Source organism: Modestobacter sp. VKM Ac-2986 (genome assembly GCF_026967795.1).
Classification (GTDB): domain Bacteria; phylum Actinomycetota; class Actinomycetes; order Mycobacteriales; family Geodermatophilaceae; genus Modestobacter.
Window position 1 is genome coordinate 485,028 of sequence record NZ_JAPVBH010000001.1, and the last position, 20,547, is coordinate 505,574.

Consider the following 20,547-nt stretch of genomic DNA (forward strand, 5'->3'; position numbering starts at 1 on the left):
CCTGGGGGCAGTGGACCTGGGGGCAGTGGACCTGGGGGCAGTGGACCTGGGGGCAGTGGACCCGGAGGCAGTGGACCCGGAGGCAGTCGAGGGCTGCCCCCAGGTGGGGGCAGCCCTCGACTGTGCGCCGGGTGTCCTCCCGCAGGCGGGTCAGCCCGTGGCCGGGCCGCCGGCCTGCCAGGTGTCCTCCCGCAGGCGGGTCAGCTCGTGGCCGGGCCGCCGGCCTCGGTGCCGGCCAGCTGGCGCAACAGGTCGTGGGCCCGCTTCGCGCGCTGGCTGTCCTGCTCCATCACCTCGCGGAAGAACGAGGCGACGTCGTCCAGGCCGGCGTTCTCGGCGTCCCGGACGTACTGGCCGTAGTCGTGCCCGGCCTTGAGCGAGTGGTACTGCACGGAGATGAGGTCGAACGTGACGTCGGCGAAGCCGGTCTCACCGGTGGCCATGGGTGCTCCTCACGACAGGCGCCCACCGGGCCGGGGCTGGGCCTCCGGGCGCGTGTGCCCGGTCACGTTCCCGCCGATCGCCGGGCGGAAACGGACCGGTCCGTCTCAGGTCCGGTCGGCGGTCGGCGCCTCGCCGATCGCGCCGGCGAACCCGCCGGTGACGTCCCCGCCGCCGGCCTCGTCGGCCTCGGTGCGCGAGCTGGCCAGCTCGTCCTCGCCGGTCGAGACCTCGTCGTCCTCCGTGGAGGCGAGGTCCTCGCCCTCGCCCAGCGCGCCGGGGTCGGCCTGCAGGGTGCGGGGGTCGTTCAGCGGGTCCGGGGTGTCGGGGTCGGTGACGGTCATGGGCCGACGTTGCCCGCGCCGGGCCCTGGCGAACCGCCCCGCCGGAGGCCAGGCTGGGGCACCCGGCACAGGAGGACGGCGATGACAGGCGACGAGCGGACGGGTGAGGTCGACGAGCTGGCCGAGGGGGTGCGGCTGCGGTTCCGGCGCCGGTGGCCGCTGCCGGTCGCCGACGTCTGGGCCGCGCTCACGGGGCCGGACCGGCTGCCCCGCTGGATCGGTACCTACGACGGGGTGCGGGAGCCGGGGGGCGCGGGCACCTTCACCATGACCCACGAGGAGCAGGTGGTGGGTGAGCCGCTGCGGGTCGTCGCGTGCGCCGCTCCGGTCCGGCTGGTGGTCGAGTGGGACACCGAGGGCGGCTGGCGGGTGGATCTCGACCTCGACCAGGAGGGCGACGAGGCGGTGCTGACGTTCACCCAGCTCTTCCCCCCGGGCACCGACGTCGTCGACTACGCACTCGGCTGGCACTGGTACCTGGACAAGCTGGACGCGGAGGTCGCCGGAGGCCCGGTGCCCCCGGCCTGGGAGGACTTCCTCGCCGAGGTCGGCCCGGCCTACGGGCGGGGCTGAGCCGCCCCGCCGACCGTCGAGCCGCGCCGGAACGCGGCCCGACGGTCGGTCCGGTGGCTCAGGCCTGGGCGGCGGGCTGCTCGACCCGGACCGGGTCCGGCCCGGTCCACGGGCCGAGCCGCTCCATCAGCCGCTCGCGGGAGGCCAGCCGCGGGCCGGCCTGCACCGGGTAGGTGTCGTAGCCGCCGGTCAGCGCCCGGGCTGCGTGGACGGCGAAGTTCGGGTCGTCCTGCGCCTCGCGGGCGACGGCGACCAGGTCGGCCTGGCCGGTGGCCACGACCGCCTCGGCCTGCTGCGGGTCGACGACCAGGCCCACGGCCATGGTCGGGATGCCGGCCTGCTCGCGGATCGCCGCGGCGAAGGGCACCTGGTAGCCGTAGCCGAGCGGGTGCTCCCAGCCCCCGCCGATCCCGCCACCGGAGACGTCGATCGCGTCCACGCCCAGCGTCTTCAGCGCGCGGGCGAAGGCGATGGTGTCCGCCAGCGTCGTCCCCTCGGCCGTGGCGTCGACGGCGGAGACGCGCACGACCAGCGGCAGGTCCTCGGGCCACACCGCGCGGACGGCGGCCACGACCTCGAGCGGGAAGCGCATCCGGTTCTCCCGCGAGCCGCCGTACTCGTCGTCCCGGCGGTTGGTGAGCGGGGAGAGGAACTGGTTGAGCAGGTAGCCGTGGGCGGCGTGCACCTCGGCGACCTGGAAGCCGGCGGTGAGCGCGCGCCGGGCGGCGGCGACGAACGCCTCGCGGACGCCGGCCATCTCCTCGACGGTGAGCGGGTGCGGCGCGCTCCAGCCCTCGCCCATCGGCACGGCGCTGGCGGCCACCGGCGTCCACGGCTCGTCGCCGGGCCGGGCGTTCTCGGCGGTCACCTGACCGTTGCCGTCCCAGGGGCGCAGCGTGTTGGCCTTGCCGCCGGCGTGGGCGAGCTGGATCGCCGGCACGCTGCCGTGCGCGCGCAGGAAGGCCGCGATGCGGGCCAGGCCGGGGACCTGTCCGTCGTCCCACAGGCCGACGTCCCCGGGGCTGATCCGGCCGTCGGCGGTCACCCCGGTCGCCTCGACCATCACCAGCCCGAACCCGCCGAGGGCGAAGCGGCCCAGGTGCACCAGGTGGTAGTCGCCGACGACGCCGTCGGTGACGCAGTACTGGCACATCGGGGCGACCGCCAGGCGGTTGGGCAGGGTCACCCCGCGCAGGGTCAGGGGCTGGAGCAGCTGGGGAGTCGTCACGCCGGGGTGAACGGGCCGGCAGGTGCCGGGCTTCCCCGGGCGATGTGCGTCACATCCGACAAGACGTCCTGGACGTATGCACGTTCGTCGGTAGATTGACCCGATCCCCCGGCCGCAGCGTGGCGGCCGGGGGACCACCGCCGGTGCAAGTCGTGCTGCCGCCCCCCAGGAGACGCCGTGATGCCCGCCCTGACCGAAGCCCCCACCGCCCACGCCCGGCTGCGCGCCTGGGTCACCGAGGTCGCCGCGCTGACCACGCCGGACCAGGTGGTCTGGGTCGACGGCAGCGACGAGGAGTGGGACCGGCTCACGACCCGACTCGTCGACGCCGGCACCTTCACCCGGCTGACGGCCACGCCGAACTCGTTCTCCTGCAACTCCGACCCCAGCGACGTCGCCCGGGTCGAGGACCGCACCTTCATCTGCTCGGTCGACGAGGCCGACGCCGGGCCCACCAACAACTGGCGGGACCCGGGCGAGATGAAGGCGCTGATGACCGAGCTGTACTCCGGCTGCATGCGTGGCCGGACGATGTACGTCATCCCGTTCTGCATGGGCCCGGTCGAGGCCGCCGACCCGATGTTCGGCGTGGAGATCACCGACTCCGAGTACGTGGTGGTCTCGATGCGCGTGATGGCCCGCATCGGCACCCGGGTGCTGGAGGCGATGGGCACCGACGCCCGGTTCGTCCCGGCGCTGCACTCCCTGGGCGCGCCGCTGGAGCCCGGGCAGGCCGACGTCCCGTGGCCCTGCAGCGACACCAAGTACATCGTCCAGTTCCCCGAGGAGCGGGCCATCTGGTCCTATGGCTCCGGGTACGGCGGCAACGCCCTGCTGGGCAAGAAGTGCTACTCGCTGCGGATCGCCTCGGTGATGGCCCGGGACGAGGGCTGGCTGGCCGAGCACATGCTGATCCTCAAGCTCACCAACCCGGAGGGCCGGACCCACTACGTGGCCGCAGCCTTCCCCAGCGCCTGCGGCAAGACGAACCTGGCCATGCTCGAGCCGACGATCCCCGGCTGGGAGGTGCAGACCCTCGGCGACGACATCGCCTGGATGCGCTTCGGCGAGGACGGCCGGCTCTACGCCCTCAACCCCGAGCACGGCCTGTTCGGCGTGGCCCCGGGCACCGGCTGGGACACCAACCCGAACGCGATGCGCACCATCGCCCACGGCAACTCCGTCTTCACCAACGTGGCCCGCACCGACGACGGCGACGTGTGGTGGGAGGGGATGACCGAGGAGCCGCCGGCGCACCTCACCGACTGGCGCGGCCGGGACTGGACGCCGGACTCCGGCGAGCTGTCCAGCCACCCGAACAGCCGGTTCTGCACCCCGATCACCCAGTGCCCGGTGCTGGCGCCGGAGTACGACGACCCGCGGGGCGTGCCGATCTCGGCGATCCTGTTCGGTGGCCGCCGCAAGACCACCGTCCCGCTGGTCACCGAGTCCCGGGACTGGAACCACGGCGTCTTCATGGGCGCCACGCTGTCCTCGGAGACCACGGCGGCGGCCACCGGCGCCGTCGGCGTCGTCCGCCGCGACCCGTTCGCGATGCTGCCCTTCATCGGCTACCACGCCGGCGACTACGTGGGGCACTGGGTCGAGACCGGCAAGGCGCACGACGCCGCCCGGCTGCCGCGCATCTTCTACGTCAACTGGTTCCGCCGGGACGCCGACGGCGGCTTCCTGTGGCCGGGGTTCGGGGAGAACAGCCGGGTGCTCAAGTGGGTCGTCGAGCGCCTCGAGGGCACCGCGGCGGCCGAGGAGACCCCGATCGGGCATGTGCCCACCCCGGACTCCCTCGACGTGTCCGGGCTGGACCTCACCCGGGAGCAGGTGCAGCAGGCGCTCCGCGTGGACGCCGACGAGTGGCGGGCCGAGCTCCCGCAGATCGCCGAGTGGTTCGCCACCTTCGGCGAGAAGCTGCCCAGCGTGATGTCCGACGAGCTCGAGACGCTGCGCAGCCGCCTCGGAGCGGGGTGAGACGGGCGCCGTCCCCGCCGCCGTTCGTCCCGCGGGTCACAGTCCGTTCGGTTAGCGTGACGAGGCGTCCATCCCGCTGACGGAGGCCAGTCCGCCCGTGCCCAACCCGTACCTGCACGTGCTGCGGACGCCGCACGCCCTGCCCATGGTGCTGGCGGCCTTCATCGGCCGGCTGCCGCTGTCGATGGTGGGCCTGGGCAGCGTGCTGCTGGTGCAGTCCGAGACCGGGTCCTACGGGCTGGGCGGGGCGGTCGCCGCGGCCGGTGCCGTCGCCGCGGCGATCTCCGGTCCGGTCGTGGGCCGGCTGGCCGACGCCAACGGCCAGCGGCGGGTGCTGCTGACGGTGCTGGCCGTCTTCGTGGTGTCGGGCGCCGGGTTCCTCGTCGCGGTGCGGGAGGGCTGGCCGCTGTGGACGGTCTTCGCCACCGCGGCGCTCACCGGGGCCAGCCTCCCGCCGGTCTCCTCGATGATCCGGGTGCGCTGGACCCACCTGCTGCGCGGCACACCCCGGCTGCCCACCGCGCTGGCCATGGAGTCCGTCGTCGACGAGTTCGTCTTCATCGTCGGCCCGGTCCTGGTCACCTTCCTGTCCACCACCGGGCACACGACCTCCGGCGTCGTCACCGCCTTCACGCTGGCCGCTGTCGGCACCCTGCTGTTCGTCGCCCAGCGGCGCACCGACCCGCCCCCGACCGAGCGCGAGCACCGCAGCGGCGCCTCGGCGATGCGGGTGCCGGGCCTGCGGGTGCTGTTCGTCGTCGGTGCCGCGGTCGGCGCCATCCTGGGCACGCTGGAGATCTCCCTCGTCGCCTTCGCCGACGAGGTCGGGTACCGCTCGCTGTCCGGCCTGCTCATCGCCGGCCTGGCCGCGGGGTCGATGGGCGCGGGCATCGCCTGGGGCACGGTGCACTGGCAGGTGCCGCTGCGGCACCGTCTGGTCGGCGTGCTGGTCGCGCTGACGGTGCTGACCGTGCCGCTGCTGTTCGCCACCGGCTACTGGCTGATGCTGCCGCTGGTCGTGATCGCCGGCATCGCCGTCTCCCCGGCCCTGATCAGCGCCTTCACCCTGGCCGAGGTGCTGGTGCCCCGCTCCGCGGTGACCGAGGCGTTCACCTGGATCGGCACCGCCCTCGCCCTCGGCGTCGCGGTCGGCGCCTCGGCCGCCGGGCAGACCGTGGACTCCGTCGGCGCCAACGCCAGCTTCGCCGTCGCCACGGTCGCCGCCGGGGTGGCCGCGGTCGCCGTCGGGCTGGGGCAGAAGGTGCTGCACGTCCCGGCCGAGCACGCCGCCACCCCGGCGCTGGCCCGGTGACCGGCTACGAGGTCCCCGGCGCCGTCGTCCGGGAGCACGAGGTCACGGTGCCGCTGCACTGGTCGGAGCCCGACGCCGGCACGACCACCGTCTTCGCCCGCGAGCTGGTCGCCCCCGACCGCCGGGACGACGACCTGCCGCTGCTGCTGTTCCTGCAGGGCGGCCCGGGCGGGAAGTCGCCCCGGCCCACCCGTGGCGGCTGGGTCGCCCGGGCGCTGCGCGACTTCCGGATGGTGCTGCTCGACCAGCGCGGCACCGGCCGCAGCTCCCGCGTCACCGGCCGCTCGATCAGCCGGTTCCCCGACCCCGCCGCCGCGGCCCGGCACCTGCTGGCCTTCCGTGCCGACTCGGTCGTCGCCGACGCCGAGCACCTGCGGACGACGGTCTACGGCGGCCGCCGCTGGACGACGCTGGGCCAGAGCTACGGCGGGTTCGTCACGCTGACCTACCTGTCGCAGGCGCCCGAGGGGCTGGAGCGCTGTCTGGTCACCGGTGGGCTGGCCGGCCTGCACGCCGACGCCCGGGAGGTCTACCGCCGCACCTGGCCGCGGGTGGCGGCGAAGACCCGGCGGTTCCACGAGCGGTACCCCGCCGACGCCGCGCGGCTCGCCGCGGTGGCCGACCGGCTGGACGCCGCCCCGGTGCTGCTGCCCGACGGCGACCGGCTGACCGTGCGGCGCCTGCAGACCCTCGGTCACGCCCTCGGCACGCAGTCCGGGCCGGAGGAGCTGCACTGGCTGGTCGACGAGGCCCTCGACGAGGACGGGGAGCTCGCCGACGGCTTCCTCGACGAGGTCGCCCGGCGCACCTCCTACTGGGACAACCCGCTGTACATGACGCTGCAGGAGGTCATCTACGCCGGCGGGCCGGGCGCGACCGGCTGGGCCGCGGAGGCCGAGCGCCCGGTCGCGTTCGACCCCTCGGTCCGGCCGCTGCCGTTCACCGGCGAGATGGTGTTCCCCTGGATGTTCGAGGAGATCGCGTCGCTGCGGGCGTTCGGCCCGGCGGCCCGGGCGCTCGCCGAGGTCGAGGAGTTCCCCGCCCTCTACGACCCGGTGCGGCTGGCGGCCAACGACGTCCCGGTCGACGCGGCGGTCTACCTCGACGACATGTACGTCGACGCCGGGCTGTCGCTGGAGACCGCGGAGGCGGTGGGCAACGTGCGCGCCTGGGTCACCAACGAGTTCGAGCACGACGGGCTGCGCACCGGCGACGTCCTCGACCGGCTGCTGACCATCCGCAGCCGGTGACCCGTCCCCGGCCCGGTCCCGGCGGAGGACGGGTGCTCGGCGTCGTCCCGGAGCGGCTGGACCGGTGGCTGGACGGCGTGGCGCAGCGGCACGGGGCCTTCGACGTCCAGGTGGACGGCGCGGAGCTCGCGTTGACCTGCGCCGACACCACGACGGTGCGGCTGACCGCCCCCTACGGCTGGACACCTGGCCCCGCCCCGCTCACCGACTTCCTCGCCGCCGCGCGGACGCCCCGGCGCACCGCGGTCCTGCTGGTCCGGCGCGGGCGGTGGGCGGTCGGGGTGTTCGACGGGGCGGAGCTGGTCGTGTCCAAGGTCGACGCCCGGCAGGTGCAGGGCCGCACGGCTGCCGGCGGCCAGTCGCAGCAGCGGTTCGCCCGACGCCGGGGCAACCAGGCCGACGCCGTGGTCAGCCACGCCGTCGACACCGCCGCGCGGGTGCTGCTGCCGCACGCCGCGGCCGCCGTGGGGCTGGCCTGCGGCGGGGACCGGGGGATGGTCGCCGAGGTGCTCAGCGACCCGCGGCTGCGCGCGTTGGCGGCCCTGCCCCCGCTGCCCGCGCTGGACGTCGGCGAGCCCACCAAGGCGGTGCTGCTGGAGACCCCGGACCAGTTCCGCGCCGTCCGGGTGCACGTCGTCGAGCCCGCCGACCGCCCGTAGCGGAGTCCCACCGCGCCGAGAACGCACCGCTGGGACTGCAGGAACGGGGTAGGGAGCGGTCATGTCCACCTCCCGCGCGGCGGACGGCCGCCTCGACAGCCGCCCGCACGACGTCCGCACCGCGGCGCCGCCCCCGCCCGGGGTGACCCGGCTCGACCTCGGGGCGGAGGTGCTGCTGGCCGTCCCGCCCGGCGACCCGGTGCCCCGCCCGCTGCTGGTGTTCCTGCACGGTGCCGGGGGCTCGGCCGCCGACGCGCTGGCCGCCGTCGGCGACCTGGCCACCGCCCGCGGGGCGCTGGTGCTCGCGCCGACCTCGGCCGCCGCCACCTGGGACCTCATCGCGGGCGGGCTGGGGCGGGACGTCGCCGTCCTGGACGCCGCGCTGGACGCGGTGTTCGCCGGCTGTGCGGTGAGCCGGGTGGCGCTCGGCGGCTTCTCCGACGGCGCCTCGTACGCCCTCAGCCTCGGCGTGGCCAACGGCGACCTGGCCGACGCCGTGCTGGCCTTCTCCCCGGGTTTCGTCGCGGCCCCGGGCCGGTTCGGGCGGCCGCACTTCTGGATCGGCCACGGCACCGACGACCGCGTGCTCCCGATCGACCGCTGCGGACGCCGGGTCGCGGCACAGCTGCGGGACGACGGCTACGACGTCCGCTGGCACCCGTTCGACGGCGGCCACGTGGTCACCCCGGAGCTGGTCACCACGGCGCTGGACTGGTGGTCGGGCGGACGCGCCGCCGGCTGAGGTGTCGCCCACGGTGGTCCGGGGCAGCCAGTGGACGGTGCTCAGCACAGGCGCCCCGCTGCCGGCCCGGCCGGCGCGTCCTCAGGAGCTGCCCGTGTCCGTCCCCCTCCGTCCGATCGACCAGCAGGTCGTGGTGATCACCGGTGCCTCCAGCGGCATCGGGCTGGTCACCGCCCGCATGGCCGCCCAGCGTGGCGCTGCGGTCGTCGTGGCCGCCCGCAACGCCGACGCCCTCACCCAGCTGGTCGCGGAGGTCCGTGGCCAGGGTGGGCGGGCGGTGGCCGTGGTCGCCGACGTCGGCAGGCAGGAGGACGTCGCCCGGATCGCCGCCGCCGCGATCGCCGAGTTCGGCCGGTTCGACACCTGGGTGAACAACGCCGGCGTCTCGATCTTCGGGGAGATCCCGGAGGTCTCGATCGAGGACATGCACCGGGTCTTCGACACCGTCTACTGGGGCGTCGTGTACGGCTGCCTCCAGGCGGTCGAGCACTACCGGGCCCGCGGGGAGGCCGGTGCGATCGTCAACGTCGGCAGCCTGTTCGGCGACCGCTCCACCCCGATCCAGTCGACCTACGCCAGCGCGAAGCACGCGGTGCACGGCTTCACCGATGCGCTGCGGGTGGAGCTGCGGCACGAGGGGGACCCGATCTCGGTCACGCTCGTCCACCCGGGCCGCATCGACACCCCGTACAACGAGCACGCGCAGGCCTACACCGAGGCTCAGCCGGCGCACCGCGGGATGATCTACCCGCCGGAGGCGGTGGCCGAGGCGATCTTGGGGGCGGCTGCGCAGCCGGTCCGCGACGTCTACGTCGGCGCGCAGGCCAAGGCCGTGCAGCTCGCCGGTGCCCTGGTCCCGCGGACGGTCGACTGGATCATGTCCTGGTACATGTGGCCGACCCAGCTCGACCCGAACAGGGAGGCCGTCCCGCGCGCCGACAGCGCCCTCTGGCACGCCGGGTACGGCGGGCAGGAGCGCGGCTCCCACGTGGGCTGGCACCGGAAGGGCAGTTGGACGGTCGCCGCGACGCTGCACCCGGTGCGTGCGGTGACGGTCGGGGCGGCCACGACGGTGCTGGGGCTGCTGTCGCCGCGTCTGCTCCGCCGCTGACCCACCGGCTCTGAGGCCCGGCGTGGACGCCGGGCCTCAGAGCGGCCCGCCTCGGTTCAGACGGTGTCGGAGGTGGTCAGTTCGACGTGCTCGCGGCGCACCTGGTCGGTCACGACGGAGTCCTCGGTGACCCAGGACGTGGCCAGGCGCACCCGCTCGACCGGCACGCGCTGCATCGTGACCTGGGGCTCCTCGGTGTAGAGCGTCACCCAGCCGCTGGTGCTCGTCGACCGGTCGCTGCTGCGGACGTCGCCGTCGGGCAGGCCGCCGGTCGTGCCCCCGGTGTGCGCGGTGATCGGGAGGTGGTCGATCCGGGCGCGCTGCCGGGTCACGGTCACCGGGACCATGACCTCCTCGGTGAACTCCTCGATGCGCAGCACCGCCCGGGTCCACGGCTCCACGACCGTGTCGACCCGGATCTGCTCCTCCGACAGGGTCATGCCGGTGTCGTCGAGCGTGCCGACGGCGGTGCGCGGGAGGTCGTGGGCCGCGTGGTCGTCGACCAGCCCGGCGGACGTGCCCTGGGTCGACGTGCCGCGGTAGTGCTCCCGCAGCATCGTCTCCTCGGCCGGGGTGAGCCGGTCGGGCTGGGCGATCCGGGGCGCGGACTGCACCGCGTCGGCCGAGACGGTCAGCCGCAGCCGCCCGTCGGACAGCTCGCTGCCCGTCACCGGCGCGATCACCGGCACCTCGTCGCTCTGCGGGGCAGCGTGCTGACCGCTGGTCAGACCCACCCACGTGGGCTGACCGGTCACGTCGTCGAGGAAGACCGTGGTGATCGTGCCCACCGGCCGTCCGTTCCGGTCGTCTGCGGTGGCCCCGATGACTGGGGGCGGAGTCGGGTCACTGGCCATGCCTGTGATTGATCCGGAATCGCCCCGTCTACACATCGGACCGCGCGTCGGGCAGATGTCGGTTGAGCGACGGGGTGGGGCCGCGTAGCGTCCTCCGACCGTGTCTCCTCCCGCCGCACCCGAGACCACCGTCCCCGACCCCGTCCTCGCCGCCGAGCGCGCGCACCTGGCCCGCGCGGCCGTCTGCCTGGGCCAGATGCGCACCGCGGCGGTCTCGGTGACCGACGCCGGCGTCGACGCCTGGGCCTCCGAGCGCCTCGGTGCCGCCCGCGCCCAGCGGCTGCTCTCCCTGGCCGCCGACCCCGGCGTGCCGGTCTTCTTCGGCCGCACCGACGGCACCGCCGAGGCCGGGCCGGACGGGGCGCCGGAGACCTTCCACATCGGCCGTCGGCACGTCCGGGACGACGCCGGCGACCCGGTGGTCATCGACTGGCGGGCGCCGATGAGCCGGCCGTTCTACCAGGCCAGCGCCGCCGACCCCCAGGGCGTGGCCCGCCGTCGCCGGTTCGGCTTCGCCGCCGGCGAGCTCACCAGCTACGAGGACGAGCGGCTGGCCGAGGGCGAGGACGACGGCGGTGGGGGACAGCTCCTGCGGGCGGAGATCGAGCGGCCCCGCAGCGGCCCGATGCGCGACATCGTCGCCACCATCCAGCCCGACCAGGACGACATCGTCCGGGCGCCGCTGACCGAGTCGATCTGCGTGCAGGGGGCGCCGGGCACCGGCAAGACCGCCGTCGGCCTGCACCGGGCGGCGTACCTGCTCTACACGCACGGCGACCAACTGGCCCGCACCGGCGTGCTCGTCGTCGGCCCGAACAAGGCGTTCCTGCGCTACATCGAGCAGGTGCTCCCCGCACTCGGGGAGGTGGAGGTCGACCAGGCCACCGTCGCCGACCTGACCGCCCGGGTCACCGTCCGCGCGCAGGACGCACCCGACGTCGCCGTCCTCAAGGGCGACCCGCGGATGGCCGAGGTGCTGCGCCGGGCGCTGTGGGGCGGGATCAGCAAGCCGGTGGACTCGGTGCAGGTCAGCCTGTCCGGCAAGAAGTACCGGATCGGTGAGGAGCGGCTCAAGCGCTTCGTCGACGACCTGCGCCGGGCCGGCACCAGCGGCGTCGACGAGGCCCAGCTGGTGCACTACGCCGCGGGCCGGGAACGGCTGGCGATGTCGCTGGCCGAGTACGCGCGCCGGCTCAAGGAGGCCGGCGGGGGCAGCCCCACCGACGCCGAGACCCGCCGCACCGCCCGCAGCGCCGAGGTCCGCGCCTTCTGTGACGCCGTCTGGCCCGCCGTGGACGCCGCCGGGCTGGTCGCGTCGCTGTTCACCGACCCCGAGGCGCTGGCCCGGGCCGCCCGCGGGGTGCTCACCGAGGAGGAGCAGGCGCTGCTGCGGTGGCCGGTGCTGCCCCGGTCGGTCAGGAGCGCGCGGTGGACCCTCGCCGACGCGGTGCTGGTCGACGAGGTCGCCGGGATGCTGGAGCGGACGCCGGGCTACGGGCACGTGGTGGTCGACGAGGCCCAGGACCTCTCCCCGATGGAGTGCCGCGCGGTCGCCCGCCGGCTGGGCGCGGGGTCGCTGACGGTGCTCGGTGACCTGGCCCAGGCCACCAGTCCCTGGTCGGCGCAGGACTGGGCGCAGACGCTGGCCGCCCTGGGCCGTCCGGGGACCTCGGTGCGCCCGCTGACCCGCGGCTACCGGGTGCCCGGGGAGGTGCTCGACCTCGCCAACCGGCTGCTGCCGACGATCGCGCCGGGGCTGGGCGCGGCGACCGCCGTCCGCCGGGACCCCGGCGCGCTGCAGCTGCGCCCGGTCGGCACGCTGGCCGGGCCGCTGGCCGCGGTGGTGGCGGAGCTGGCGGCGACGGAGGGCTCGACCGGTGTGGTCTGCGCGGACGCCGCGGTGCCCGAGCTGGTGGCGATGCTGACCGCGGCCGGGCTGGACGTCGCCGCGCTGTCCGACGACGGGTCGGAGCCGGCCCGGGTCGCGGTGGTGCCGGCGACGCTGGTCAAGGGCCTGGAGTTCGACCACGTGGTGGTGGTCGAGCCCGCCGCGATCGTGGCCGCCGAGCCGCGCGGGCTGCACCGGCTCTACGTCGTCCTCACCCGGGCGGTGAGCAGCCTCGTCGTCCTCCACCGCGAGCCGCTGCCCGACCAGCTCGCCGGCTGAGCGAGCCCGTGCGGACCGGAGCGGCCTGGGCCGTCGCGGTGTTGGCGTTCGTCCTGGAGCTGGTCGCGGTCGGGGTCCTGGCCTGGGGCGGGTACCGGCTGGGCGGCGGCGCGCTGCCCGGCGTCGTGCTGGCCGTGGCGCTGCCGGTGGCCGCGGGCGTGCTGTGGGCCCGGTTCGCGGCACCCCGGGCCGACCGCGCCTCGCCGGGCCGCCGGCTGGCCGTCCAGCTGCTCGTGCTCGGTGGTGCCGCGGTGCTGCTCGGCCGGCAGGGCTCCCCGCAGGCCGGAGCCCTGTTCGGCGGGCTGGTGGTGGTGCAGCTGCTGGCGGCGGCCGTGCTCCCCTCGGTGCACGCCGCGCGGGACCGGCGTCCCTAGGCTGGCGGGCATGGCCCCCTCCCTGCGCGAGACGCTGCGTGCTCCTGCGGCCCCGGTCCGGCTGCGCGAGATCGACCCGCGGTCGACCCCGCTGGTGCCCGGGGACAAGGAGCACACCCGGGAGGTGGCCGCCGCCGAGGGACGCCGGCTGGCGGAGCTGCAGGAGCGGCTCTACGCCGAGGGCGTCACCGGCGGGCAGCGGCGGGTGCTGCTCGTCCTGCAGGGCATGGACACCAGCGGCAAGGGCGGCGTCGTCCGGCACGTCGTGGGCGCGGTCCAGCCGCAGGGCGTGGCGGTCACCGGGTTCGGTCGGCCGACGCCGGAGGAGCTGCGGCACGGGTTCCTCTGGCGCGTGCGGCGCGCCGTCCCCCGGCCCGGTCTGCTCGGCGTGTTCGACCGCTCGCACTACGAGGACGTGCTGGCCGGCCGGGTCCGGCAGCTGGCCCCGCCGCCGGTGATCGAGCGGCGGTACCGGGAGATCGTGCGGTTCGAGCAGCACCTCGTCGACGACGGCGTGACCCTGGTCAAGGTGCTGCTGCACATCTCCCCGTGGGAGCAGAAGCAGCGACTGCTCGCCCGGCTCGACGACTCGGCCAAGCGCTGGAAGTTCGACCCCGCCGACCTCGACGACCGCGCCCTGTGGTCGGACTACCAGCGCGCGTACGAGACGGTCCTGGAGCGCACCAGCACCGACGCCGCGCCCTGGTACGTCGTGCCGGCCGACCGAAAGTGGTACCGCAACTGGGCCGTGGGCCGGCTGCTGCTGGACACCCTCACCGACCTGGACCCGCGGCTGCCCGAGCCCGGCTACGACGTCGCCGAGCAGCGCGACCGGCTGATCGAGGAGCACCCGCTCAGCGACTGAGCGCGGGCGCTCCCCGGCGCAGCCGCTCGTCGATCGCCTCGGTGAACAGCCACCCGCCGATCAGCACGAACTGCAGCAGGAACAGCCAGAAGCCGACGGCGACCACCCCGCCGACGACCGTGAGCCCGCCGAACGGTGCGCCCAGGTCCAGCGGCAGGGCCAGGAACAGCACGAAGCCCTGCAGGAAGCCCGACAGCGAGCCGGCGGTGAACAGCGCGCCGACCACGACCGCCCGCCACCGCAGCCGCCCGGCCGCGACCACCCGGAACACCCACACCAGCGGCAGGGTGAGGGCGAACAGCACCGAGTAGTAGCCGGCCGCGAACCCGCCGAGGGACGCACTGAACCCCGGTGTGTCGGCGAGCCGGGCCAGCAGCCGCGCGACGAGCAGCAGCGGGTACAGCAGCAGCGGTGCGAGCACCAGCAGCGGCAGCGACGCCAGCCGGCCGCGCCAGGCGGTGAACCGGTCGTGCGCCGGGCTGAAGCGCAGCAGCGCCCGGCGCACCCCCTCGCCGTAGAGGGAGATGGGCAGCAGCGTGAGCACCGCACCGAGCAGGCTCAGCCCGGTGCCGGCCTCGGCGAGCCGGGCCACCGCGGTCGGGGCGCCCAGCTCGGCCGGCAGGACCGACGCCAGCTGCCCGGTGAGGGTGCGCACCTGGTCGGCGCCGGCGACCCAGCTGGTCAGGCCGAGCGAGAGGACGAGCGCCGGGACGACGGCGATCCCGGCGTAGAAGGTCAGCCCGGCGGCGATCAGCGCGGTGTCCCGGCCCCGCAGCCGGTCCCGCATCGTCACCAGCAGGCCGCGCGCCTCCTTCGCCACCTGCACCCGCTCATGTGATCAGGTCCGGCCCGATCGCGCCCGGTCGGGGTCGCCTCAGGTCAGGGACCGGGCGAAGAACAGCGAGCCCACGGCGTCCTCGCCGAGGTAGTGACCGAAGGCGCCGACCGGGGAGTACCCGGCCGCGGTGTACAGCCCGATCGCCTCCGGCTGGCGGGGCCCGGTCTCCAGCCGCAGCGTGGTCCAGCCGCGGGACAGCGCCTCGGCCTCCAGCCCGGACAGGACCAGCCGGGAGATCCCCCGGCCCCGGGCGGCCGGGACGACGTACATCCGCTTCACCTCCGCCGCGCCGGGCTCCAGCGCCCGCAGCGCGCCGCAGCCGACCGGCGTCCCGTCGTCGTCCCGGACGACCAGGACGACGGCGACGTCGTCGGCCGACGGGGGGACGCCCGGCTCGCCCTTGCCCTCGTACCGGGTGCGCAGTTCGTCCTGCTGGGCGGTGGTCAGCTGCTGGACGACCGGGTCGTCCCAGGCGGCGGGGGAGAGGCTCGGCACGGCACCGATCATCGCGGGCGGGGCTGCACCTGCTGCAGCAGCCCCCAGACGAACTGCGCCCGCAGCCCGGGCAGGTGCACCTCCCAGCGGGAGGTGACGCCGGGGTCGACGCCCTGCGCGCCGGGCAGCACGGCCACGTCCCCGACCACGTGCTCCCAGACCCGCAGTCCGTCCGGGGTGGCGGCGGGCACCGGGGAGCCGGCGGCGCGGACCAGCTGCTCGGTCAGGACCGGGCCCCGGTCCACCGAGACCACCTCCCAGCGCAGGTGCGGCCACAGCGGCAGCGGCCACCGGCGCACCGCGAGGGGCACGTCGCCGTAGCGGCGCTCCTCACACTCCTCGGGCGGACCCAGGACGGCGCTGTGCCACGACACGCCGGGGGACGAGTGCCGCAGGGCCTGCCAGCGGCGGTGCGCCTCACGGGCCTGCGCGCGGTCCGCGGACAGCCGGGGGAGCGCGTCGAGGACCAGGTCAGGTCGCGAGTCGGCCATCCGGCGCAGCAGCACGAGGCAGAACTCCCGCCGTCCCAGGCCGTGCACCCGGCGAGCCTGTCACGCTCGGTGAGCGTGTCCCAGCACACGCCAGGAGTTTCTCCACAAATTGCGTCCGACCGTTTGTCATCTCCTCGTCACACGCTTACGGTGGGCGACGGTCCGGACGGGCACCTCAGCCCCCTCCCGGGGAGCGACCGCCTGGACCGCCGCCGAACCACAGCGGCCCGTGCAGCACTGCGGGCCAGTGGACCGGGGACCCACCGCAGCACTGGGGTGAAGCTCCGCGCGACCCGTACGGGCCGTGTGGTGCCGGGCGTCTTCCCGCCCGAACCCGTCAGCTAACTCGGTAGGCGGCCAGTGGAAGAAAGGAAAAACCCGCCTCACATGGCGAGTTCGCTCAGCTCTGCCCGCCGCCGTTCCACGGCCGCCGTCCTGATCTCGCTGGCCGCTGCCGGTGTCGTCTCCCTCACCTCCCTTCCCGCGTGGGCCGCACCTGAAACGCCCACCACCTCCCAGGAGGCCGCGGCCCTCGTCGCCGCCCGGGGCAACGACCTCGAGGTCGTCACCGAGAAGGTCCACCAGGCCACCGACGCGCTGGCCGCGCAGCAGCAGGCCGCCGCACAGGCCGCCGCCGCCGTCGTCCAGGCCGACGCCGCGGTGGGCACCGCGCAGGACAAGGTCACCGAGGTGGCCCGCAGCGCCTACACCGGCGACCGGCTGGACACCCTGCAGGCCATGCTGACCAGCTCCTCCGCCGACGAGATGATCGACCGCGTCGGCACGCTGGACACCATCGCCGACCACAACAACGAGGTCCTCGGGGCGGCCCAGCAGGCCACCCAGACCGCCGCCCAGGCCAAGGCCGCCGCCGACGCCGCGGCCGTCGCCGCGCAGGCGCAGGTCGAGGAGGTGGCCCGCAAGCAGGCCGACCTCGAGGCGCAGATCGCCGCCTACAAGGCCGACTTCGAGCGGCTGACCGCCGAGGAGCAGGAGCGGGCCCGCCGGCTCGCCGAGGAGCAGGCCGCCGCCGCTGCCGCGGCCGCCCGCGCCCAGCAGGCCGCCGCCGAGGCCGCTGCCGCCGAGCAGGCTGCTGCTGCTGCGACCTCCAGCGCGCCGGCCGAGCGCCGGGCGCCGGCTGCCTCCCGCGCCACCCGGTCCGCCGCCGCCCCGGCGCCCGCCGCCGCGTCCGCACCCGCGGCCGCCGCTGCTGCCCCGGCACCGGTCGCGGCCGCCGCGCCGGCCGGTGGTGGCAGTGGTTCCGGCCAGGCTGCCGTCGCCACCGCGATGGCCCAGCGTGGCAAGCCCTACGTGTGGGGCGGCAACGGCCCGGGCTCCTTCGACTGCTCCGGGCTGGTCAAGTACGCCTACGCCGCCGCCGGGGTCAGCCTCCCGCGCAGCAGCAGCCAGCAGGCGGCGTCCGGTCGCGCGGTCTCCCGCGGCGACCTGCAGCCCGGCGACCTGATCGCCTTCGGCAGCCCCGTGTACCACATCGGCATCTACATCGGGAACGGCCAGATGGTCCACGCCCCGACGTCCGGTGACGTGGTCAAGGTCGCCCCCATCGACGCGGTGGGCGCCATCACCGCCATGCGCCGCGTCGGCTGACGCAGCCAGCACGACCCCGGTGCCCCGGCCGCCTCTCGGCGACCGGGGCACCGGTGCGTCCGGGGCGCACAGGGAACCCGGGCAGGATGGGCACCACCGACCGCACGACCCGAGGAGTCCCGTGCCCGCCGCACTGACCGATCCGCGCACCGTCGCCCGCGTGTTCCGCGTCGTCGCCGTCGCCGAGGCGGTGACCTGGGTGCTCCTGCTGGCCGGGATGTTCGTGAAGTGGGTGCTCAAGACCTCCGAGGTCGGCGTCCAGCTGGCCGGGCCGGTGCACGGCGCGGTGTTCGTCGTCTACGTCGCGGTCGCCCTGCTGGCCTGGCGGGTGCTCCGCTGGACGCCGCAGACCGCCGTCCTGGCGCTGGCGGCCTCGGTGCCGCCGCTGTGCACCGTCTGGTTCGAGCGCTGGGCGCAGCGCACCGGCCGGCTGCCCGCGCAGGAGACCCGGACCCCCTCGGCTGGCTAGCCTCCGCACATGGTCGAACCGGTGCTCCCGTCCACCGCCCGCACCCTGCTGGCCCGCACCGCGCGGGTGCAGCGCGACGGCCGGGCGCCCAGCCTGCTCGCCGGCGTCGTCCGGGACGGCGGACTGGCCTGGTCCACCGGGCGCGGTGACGTCGCCGAGCCGCACGACGACGTCCAGTACCGGCTCGGCTCGATCAGCAAGACGGTCACCGCGCTGGTCGTGATGCGGTTGCGCGACGAGGGCCGGCTCGGGCTCGACGACCTCCTCGACCAGCACGTCCCCGGCACCCCGCTCGGCGACCGCACCGTCGGCCAGCTGCTGTCCCACCTGGCCGGGGCCGGGTCGGAGAGCCCCGGCGGCTGGTGGGAGCGGGTGCCCGGCGGCTCCCTGGAGGACCTGCGGCTGACCGGGGACGACGTCGTCCTCGGGGCCGCGCGGCGCTTCCACTACTCCAACCTCGGCTACGGCCTGCTCGGCGAGCTGGTCGCCCGGCACCGGCAGCGCCCGTGGGAGGACGTCGTCCGGGACGAGGTGCTCAGCCCGCTGGGCATGACCCGGACGACGCCCCGGCCCAGCGGGCGGGCGGCGACGGGGGCGGCGGTGCACCCGTGGGCCGACGTGGTGCTGCCCGAGCCCGAGCACGACGCCGGGGTGATGGCCGCGGCCGGGCAGCTGTGGGCGACGCTGGCCGACCTGGCCCGGCTCAGCGTCCTCCTGCTCGGGGACACCGGGGACGTGCTGTCACCGGCGACCCTGGAGGAGATGACGGTGCCCGCCGGCGTCGACCCCTCCGCCCCCGGCTGGTCGGCCTACGGCCTGGGCCTGCAGGTCCTCCGCGTCGACGGGCACGTCCTGGTCGGGCACGGCGGGTCGATGCCGGGCTTCCTCGCCGGGGTCTTCGTCGACCGGGTCGAGCAGGCCGGTGCGGTCACCCTGGCCAACACCACCAGCGGCCTCGACCCGCTGGTGCCCGGGCTGCTGGCCGATCTGCGCGCCGCCGAGCCGCGCGTGGTCGAGGCGTGGACGCCGTCGGCCCCGCCGCTGCCGCTGGACCTGCTCGGCGTCTGGTTCTGGGGTCCGGCACCGCACGTGCTGCGCGCCCAGGCCGGCGGTCTGCTGCACCTGGGCCCGTTGCCCGGCCGCGGCGGGCGGGCCAGCCGGTTCGCCCCGCGCCCGGACGGCACGTGGGTCGGGCTGGACGGCTACTACGCCGGGGAGACCCTGCGGATCGCCCCGGACCACCTCGACCTGGCCACCTTCGTGTTCACCCGCACGCCCTACGACCCCGAGGCGCCGGTGCCCGGAGGGGTGGACGAGGGCGGCTGGCAGCTGCTGTCATGACCGCCGTGGCCAGGCAGCGGGTGATCGGGATGCTCGGTGGGATGAGCTGGGAGTCCAGCGCCCAGTACTACCGGCTGGCCAACGAGCTGGTGCGCGAGCGGCTGGGCGGCCTGCACTCCGCCCGGTGCGTGCTCGCCTCGCTGGACTTCGCCGAGGTCGAGCGGCTGCAGGTCGCCGGTGAGTGGGCGCAGGCCGGTGACCTGCTGGCGGAGGCCGCCCGGGGGCTCGAGGCCGCCGGTGCCGAGCTGCTGCTCATCTGCACCAACACGATGCACAAGGTGGCCGACCAGGTGCAGGCCGCGGTGGGGATCCCGCTGCTGCACCTGGCCGACGCGACCGCGGACGCGGTGACCGCCGCCGGTCTGGACACCGTCGGGCTGCTGGGCACCGCGTTCACGATGGAGCAGGACTTCTACCGCGACCGGCTGGCCGGGCACGGGCTGCGGGTCCTGGTCCCGCCGGCCGACGACCGGGCCGAGGTGCACCGGGTCATCTACGACGAGCTGTGCCTGGGCGTGGTCCGCGAGGAGTCACGGGAGGTCTACCGCGGGGTGGTCCGGCGGCTCGTCGAGGCCGGTGCCCAGGGCGTGGTCCTCGGCTGCACCGAGATCGAGCTGCTCGTCGGCGCGGCCGACAGCCCGGTCCCGGTCTTCCCCACCACCCGGCTGCACGTCGAGGCGGCGGTCACCGCGTCGCTGGCCGGTCAACCGGCGGGGTAGAGGCCCTGCCGGTAGCTCTCGCCGTAGTACTGCTCGAGCTCGGCCAGCGGGGTCGCGGCGGCCTCCTGCGCGTGGGCGATACGGGCGCGGGAGGGCAGCTCCTCCGGGTGCCAGGTCGCCGGGTCCCACAGCTGCGAGCGCAGGAACGCCTTCGCGCAGTGGAAGAAGACCGACTCGATCTCCACCACCATCGCCAGCAGCGGCCGGCTGCCGCGGACCACCATCCGGTCCAGCAGGTCCGCGTCGCGCACCAGCCGGGCCCGGCCCTGCACCCGGAGGGTGTCGGTGCGCCCGGGCACCAGGTGGACCAGCCCCACGTGCGGGTTGGTCAGCACGTTGCGGAACCCGTCGGCGCGGCGGTTCCCGGACCGCTCGGGCAGCGCGATCGTCCGGTCGTCGAGGACGACGGTGAACCCGGGCGGGTCGCCCTTCGGGGAGACGTCGCAGCTGCCGTCGGCGGCCGAGGTGGCCACCAGGCAGAACGGGGAGGCGGCCAGCCACTGCCGGTCGATCTCGTCCAGGCACGGACGGTCCTTGGTCGCGGCCCGCGGCGCCGGCTCGCCCAGCAGCTCGCGCAGCTCGGCCTCGGTGGTGATCTCGTCCACGCCGTCAGTCTCGCCCATCGGCCCCCCTGCAGGGCCCCGCCACGAGTGTGCGAGTGGTGGGGGGCAGGGGGTCCT

22 protein-coding genes and 1 riboswitch are annotated in these 20,547 nt (G+C 75.5%); of the genes, 14 read left to right on the plus strand and 8 right to left on the minus strand.

From position 1 onward, the window contains the following. Nucleotides 1-200 precede the first annotated feature (200 nt). Entirely contained in the window at nt 201-443 is a 243-nt protein-coding gene (locus tag O2W14_RS02295; protein WP_269174473.1) for an acyl carrier protein, read from the minus strand. A 105-nt stretch (nt 444-548) separates the two neighbouring features. After that, nucleotides 549-785, minus strand: a complete 237-nt coding sequence (locus O2W14_RS02300; RefSeq protein ID WP_269174474.1) for a hypothetical protein — start codon at nt 783-785, stop codon at nt 549-551. A gap of 81 nt (nt 786-866) precedes the next feature. Here O2W14_RS02300 and O2W14_RS02305 point away from each other — a divergent pair, with 81 nt between their 5' ends. Beyond that, nucleotides 867-1,358 (plus strand): SRPBCC domain-containing protein, encoded by a 492-nt coding sequence (locus O2W14_RS02305; RefSeq protein ID WP_269174475.1) that lies wholly within the window; start codon nt 867-869, stop codon nt 1,356-1,358. Nucleotides 1,359-1,416: 58 nt separating this feature from the next. On the opposite strand, the gene O2W14_RS02310 is transcribed toward O2W14_RS02305, so the two are convergent. Beyond that, nucleotides 1,417-2,586: an NADH:flavin oxidoreductase/NADH oxidase gene (locus O2W14_RS02310; RefSeq protein ID WP_269174476.1), complete on the minus strand. Its 1,170-nt coding sequence runs from the start codon at nt 2,584-2,586 to the stop codon at nt 1,417-1,419. 180 nt (nt 2,587-2,766) lie between these two features. On the opposite strand from O2W14_RS02310, the gene O2W14_RS02315 reads away from it, so the two are divergent. The 6 genes from O2W14_RS02315 to O2W14_RS02340 all read left to right on the plus strand — a co-directional run bounded on the left by O2W14_RS02315 (nt 2,767) and on the right by O2W14_RS02340 (nt 9,646). Continuing rightward, on the plus strand, nt 2,767-4,572 hold the full coding sequence (locus tag O2W14_RS02315) for a phosphoenolpyruvate carboxykinase (GTP) (RefSeq protein ID WP_269174477.1): 1,806 nt from the start codon (nt 2,767-2,769) through the stop codon (nt 4,570-4,572). 97 nt (nt 4,573-4,669) lie between these two features. Then, nucleotides 4,670-5,884 (plus strand): MFS transporter, encoded by a 1,215-nt coding sequence (locus tag O2W14_RS02320; RefSeq protein ID WP_269174478.1) that lies wholly within the window; start codon nt 4,670-4,672, stop codon nt 5,882-5,884. Continuing rightward, complete coding sequence (locus tag O2W14_RS02325) at nt 5,881-7,134, plus strand: alpha/beta fold hydrolase (RefSeq protein ID WP_269174479.1); 1,254 nt, start codon at nt 5,881-5,883, stop codon at nt 7,132-7,134. Before O2W14_RS02320 ends, O2W14_RS02325 begins: the two co-directional genes overlap by 4 nt. Before the next feature lie 32 nt (nt 7,135-7,166). Then, nucleotides 7,167-7,793, plus strand: coding sequence for an acVLRF1 family peptidyl-tRNA hydrolase (locus tag O2W14_RS02330; protein WP_269174480.1), 627 nt, complete (start codon nt 7,167-7,169; stop codon nt 7,791-7,793). Between the two features lie 61 nt (nt 7,794-7,854). After that, a complete protein-coding gene (locus tag O2W14_RS02335) occupies nt 7,855-8,535 on the plus strand; it encodes an alpha/beta hydrolase (protein ID WP_269174481.1) in 681 nt (226 codons plus the stop codon). A 94-nt stretch (nt 8,536-8,629) separates the two neighbouring features. Further along, nucleotides 8,630-9,646, plus strand: a complete 1,017-nt coding sequence (locus tag O2W14_RS02340) for an SDR family oxidoreductase (RefSeq protein ID WP_269174482.1) — start codon at nt 8,630-8,632, stop codon at nt 9,644-9,646. 56 nt (nt 9,647-9,702) lie between these two features. On the opposite strand, the gene O2W14_RS02345 is transcribed toward O2W14_RS02340, so the two are convergent. Next, the gene (locus tag O2W14_RS02345; protein ID WP_269174483.1) at nt 9,703-10,434 is read right to left on the minus strand and encodes a YsnF/AvaK domain-containing protein; all 732 of its coding nucleotides are present in this window, start codon (nt 10,432-10,434) and stop codon (nt 9,703-9,705) included. A gap of 166 nt (nt 10,435-10,600) precedes the next feature. On the opposite strand from O2W14_RS02345, the gene O2W14_RS02350 reads away from it, so the two are divergent. From O2W14_RS02350 to O2W14_RS02360, 3 genes are read left to right on the plus strand one after another with little or no spacing between them, the layout of a single operon-like run. Further along, nucleotides 10,601-12,667 carry a HelD family protein gene (locus tag O2W14_RS02350; protein WP_269174484.1) on the plus strand — a complete coding sequence of 689 codons (2,067 nt, stop codon included), beginning with the start codon at nt 10,601-10,603 and terminating at the stop codon, nt 12,665-12,667. Nucleotides 12,668-12,675: 8 nt separating this feature from the next. Further along, nucleotides 12,676-13,041 (plus strand): YrdB family protein, encoded by a 366-nt coding sequence (locus O2W14_RS02355; protein WP_269174485.1) that lies wholly within the window; start codon nt 12,676-12,678, stop codon nt 13,039-13,041. A gap of 10 nt (nt 13,042-13,051) precedes the next feature. Further along, nucleotides 13,052-13,906 (plus strand): PPK2 family polyphosphate kinase, encoded by an 855-nt coding sequence (locus O2W14_RS02360; protein WP_269174486.1) that lies wholly within the window; start codon nt 13,052-13,054, stop codon nt 13,904-13,906. On the opposite strand, the gene O2W14_RS02365 is transcribed toward O2W14_RS02360, so the two are convergent. Genes O2W14_RS02365 through O2W14_RS02375 form a run of 3 tightly spaced genes read right to left on the minus strand, consistent with a single transcriptional unit; the run spans nt 13,896 to nt 15,778 of the window. Continuing rightward, nucleotides 13,896-14,732, minus strand: a complete 837-nt coding sequence (locus tag O2W14_RS02365; protein WP_269174487.1) for a YhjD/YihY/BrkB family envelope integrity protein — start codon at nt 14,730-14,732, stop codon at nt 13,896-13,898. The two genes, O2W14_RS02360 and O2W14_RS02365, sit on opposite strands and share 11 nt — an antisense overlap. A 48-nt stretch (nt 14,733-14,780) precedes the next feature. Next, on the minus strand, nt 14,781-15,239 hold the full coding sequence (locus tag O2W14_RS02370; RefSeq protein WP_269174488.1) for a GNAT family N-acetyltransferase: 459 nt from the start codon (nt 15,237-15,239) through the stop codon (nt 14,781-14,783). An 8-nt stretch (nt 15,240-15,247) separates the two neighbouring features. Then, nucleotides 15,248-15,778 (minus strand): hypothetical protein, encoded by a 531-nt coding sequence (locus O2W14_RS02375; RefSeq protein ID WP_269174489.1) that lies wholly within the window; start codon nt 15,776-15,778, stop codon nt 15,248-15,250. Between the two features lie 152 nt (nt 15,779-15,930). Then, nucleotides 15,931-16,101, plus strand: a riboswitch (cyclic di-AMP (ydaO/yuaA leader). A gap of 16 nt (nt 16,102-16,117) precedes the next feature. Here O2W14_RS02375 and O2W14_RS02380 point away from each other — a divergent pair. The 4 genes from O2W14_RS02380 to O2W14_RS02395 all read left to right on the plus strand — a co-directional run bounded on the left by O2W14_RS02380 (nt 16,118) and on the right by O2W14_RS02395 (nt 19,867). Then, nucleotides 16,118-17,338 (plus strand): C40 family peptidase, encoded by a 1,221-nt coding sequence (locus O2W14_RS02380; protein ID WP_269174490.1) that lies wholly within the window; start codon nt 16,118-16,120, stop codon nt 17,336-17,338. 121 nt (nt 17,339-17,459) lie between these two features. Then, a complete protein-coding gene (locus tag O2W14_RS02385) occupies nt 17,460-17,807 on the plus strand; it encodes a DUF3817 domain-containing protein (RefSeq protein ID WP_269174491.1) in 348 nt (115 codons plus the stop codon). Nucleotides 17,808-17,816: 9 nt separating this feature from the next. After that, on the plus strand, nt 17,817-19,148 hold the full coding sequence (locus O2W14_RS02390; RefSeq protein ID WP_269174492.1) for a serine hydrolase domain-containing protein: 1,332 nt from the start codon (nt 17,817-17,819) through the stop codon (nt 19,146-19,148). Continuing rightward, on the plus strand, nt 19,145-19,867 hold the full coding sequence (locus O2W14_RS02395) for an aspartate/glutamate racemase family protein (RefSeq protein WP_269174493.1): 723 nt from the start codon (nt 19,145-19,147) through the stop codon (nt 19,865-19,867). The genes O2W14_RS02390 and O2W14_RS02395 overlap by 4 nt, the downstream gene beginning before the upstream one ends. Here O2W14_RS02395 and O2W14_RS02400 read toward each other — a convergent pair. Next, nucleotides 19,852-20,490 (minus strand): pyridoxamine 5'-phosphate oxidase family protein, encoded by a 639-nt coding sequence (locus O2W14_RS02400; RefSeq protein ID WP_269174494.1) that lies wholly within the window; start codon nt 20,488-20,490, stop codon nt 19,852-19,854. The genes O2W14_RS02395 and O2W14_RS02400 overlap by 16 nt on opposite strands. Nucleotides 20,491-20,547: the final 57 nt, after the last annotated feature.

Coding starts and splice junctions, on each gene's coding strand:
- O2W14_RS02305 (WP_269174475.1), top strand. CDS start 867: ATGACAGGCGACGAGCGGACGGGTGAGGTCGACGAGCTGGCCGAGGGG.
- O2W14_RS02315 (WP_269174477.1), top strand. CDS start 2,767: ATGCCCGCCCTGACCGAAGCCCCCACCGCCCACGCCCGGCTGCGCGCC.
- O2W14_RS02380 (WP_269174490.1), top strand. CDS start 16,118: ATGGCGAGTTCGCTCAGCTCTGCCCGCCGCCGTTCCACGGCCGCCGTC.
- O2W14_RS02395 (WP_269174493.1), top strand. CDS start 19,145: ATGACCGCCGTGGCCAGGCAGCGGGTGATCGGGATGCTCGGTGGGATG.
- O2W14_RS02360 (WP_269174486.1), top strand. CDS start 13,052: ATGGCCCCCTCCCTGCGCGAGACGCTGCGTGCTCCTGCGGCCCCGGTC.
- O2W14_RS02400 (WP_269174494.1), bottom strand. CDS start 20,490: ATGGGCGAGACTGACGGCGTGGACGAGATCACCACCGAGGCCGAGCTG.
- O2W14_RS02300 (WP_269174474.1), bottom strand. CDS start 785: ATGACCGTCACCGACCCCGACACCCCGGACCCGCTGAACGACCCCCGC.
- O2W14_RS02390 (WP_269174492.1), top strand. CDS start 17,817: ATGGTCGAACCGGTGCTCCCGTCCACCGCCCGCACCCTGCTGGCCCGC.
- O2W14_RS02335 (WP_269174481.1), top strand. CDS start 7,855: ATGTCCACCTCCCGCGCGGCGGACGGCCGCCTCGACAGCCGCCCGCAC.
- O2W14_RS02295 (WP_269174473.1), bottom strand. CDS start 443: ATGGCCACCGGTGAGACCGGCTTCGCCGACGTCACGTTCGACCTCATC.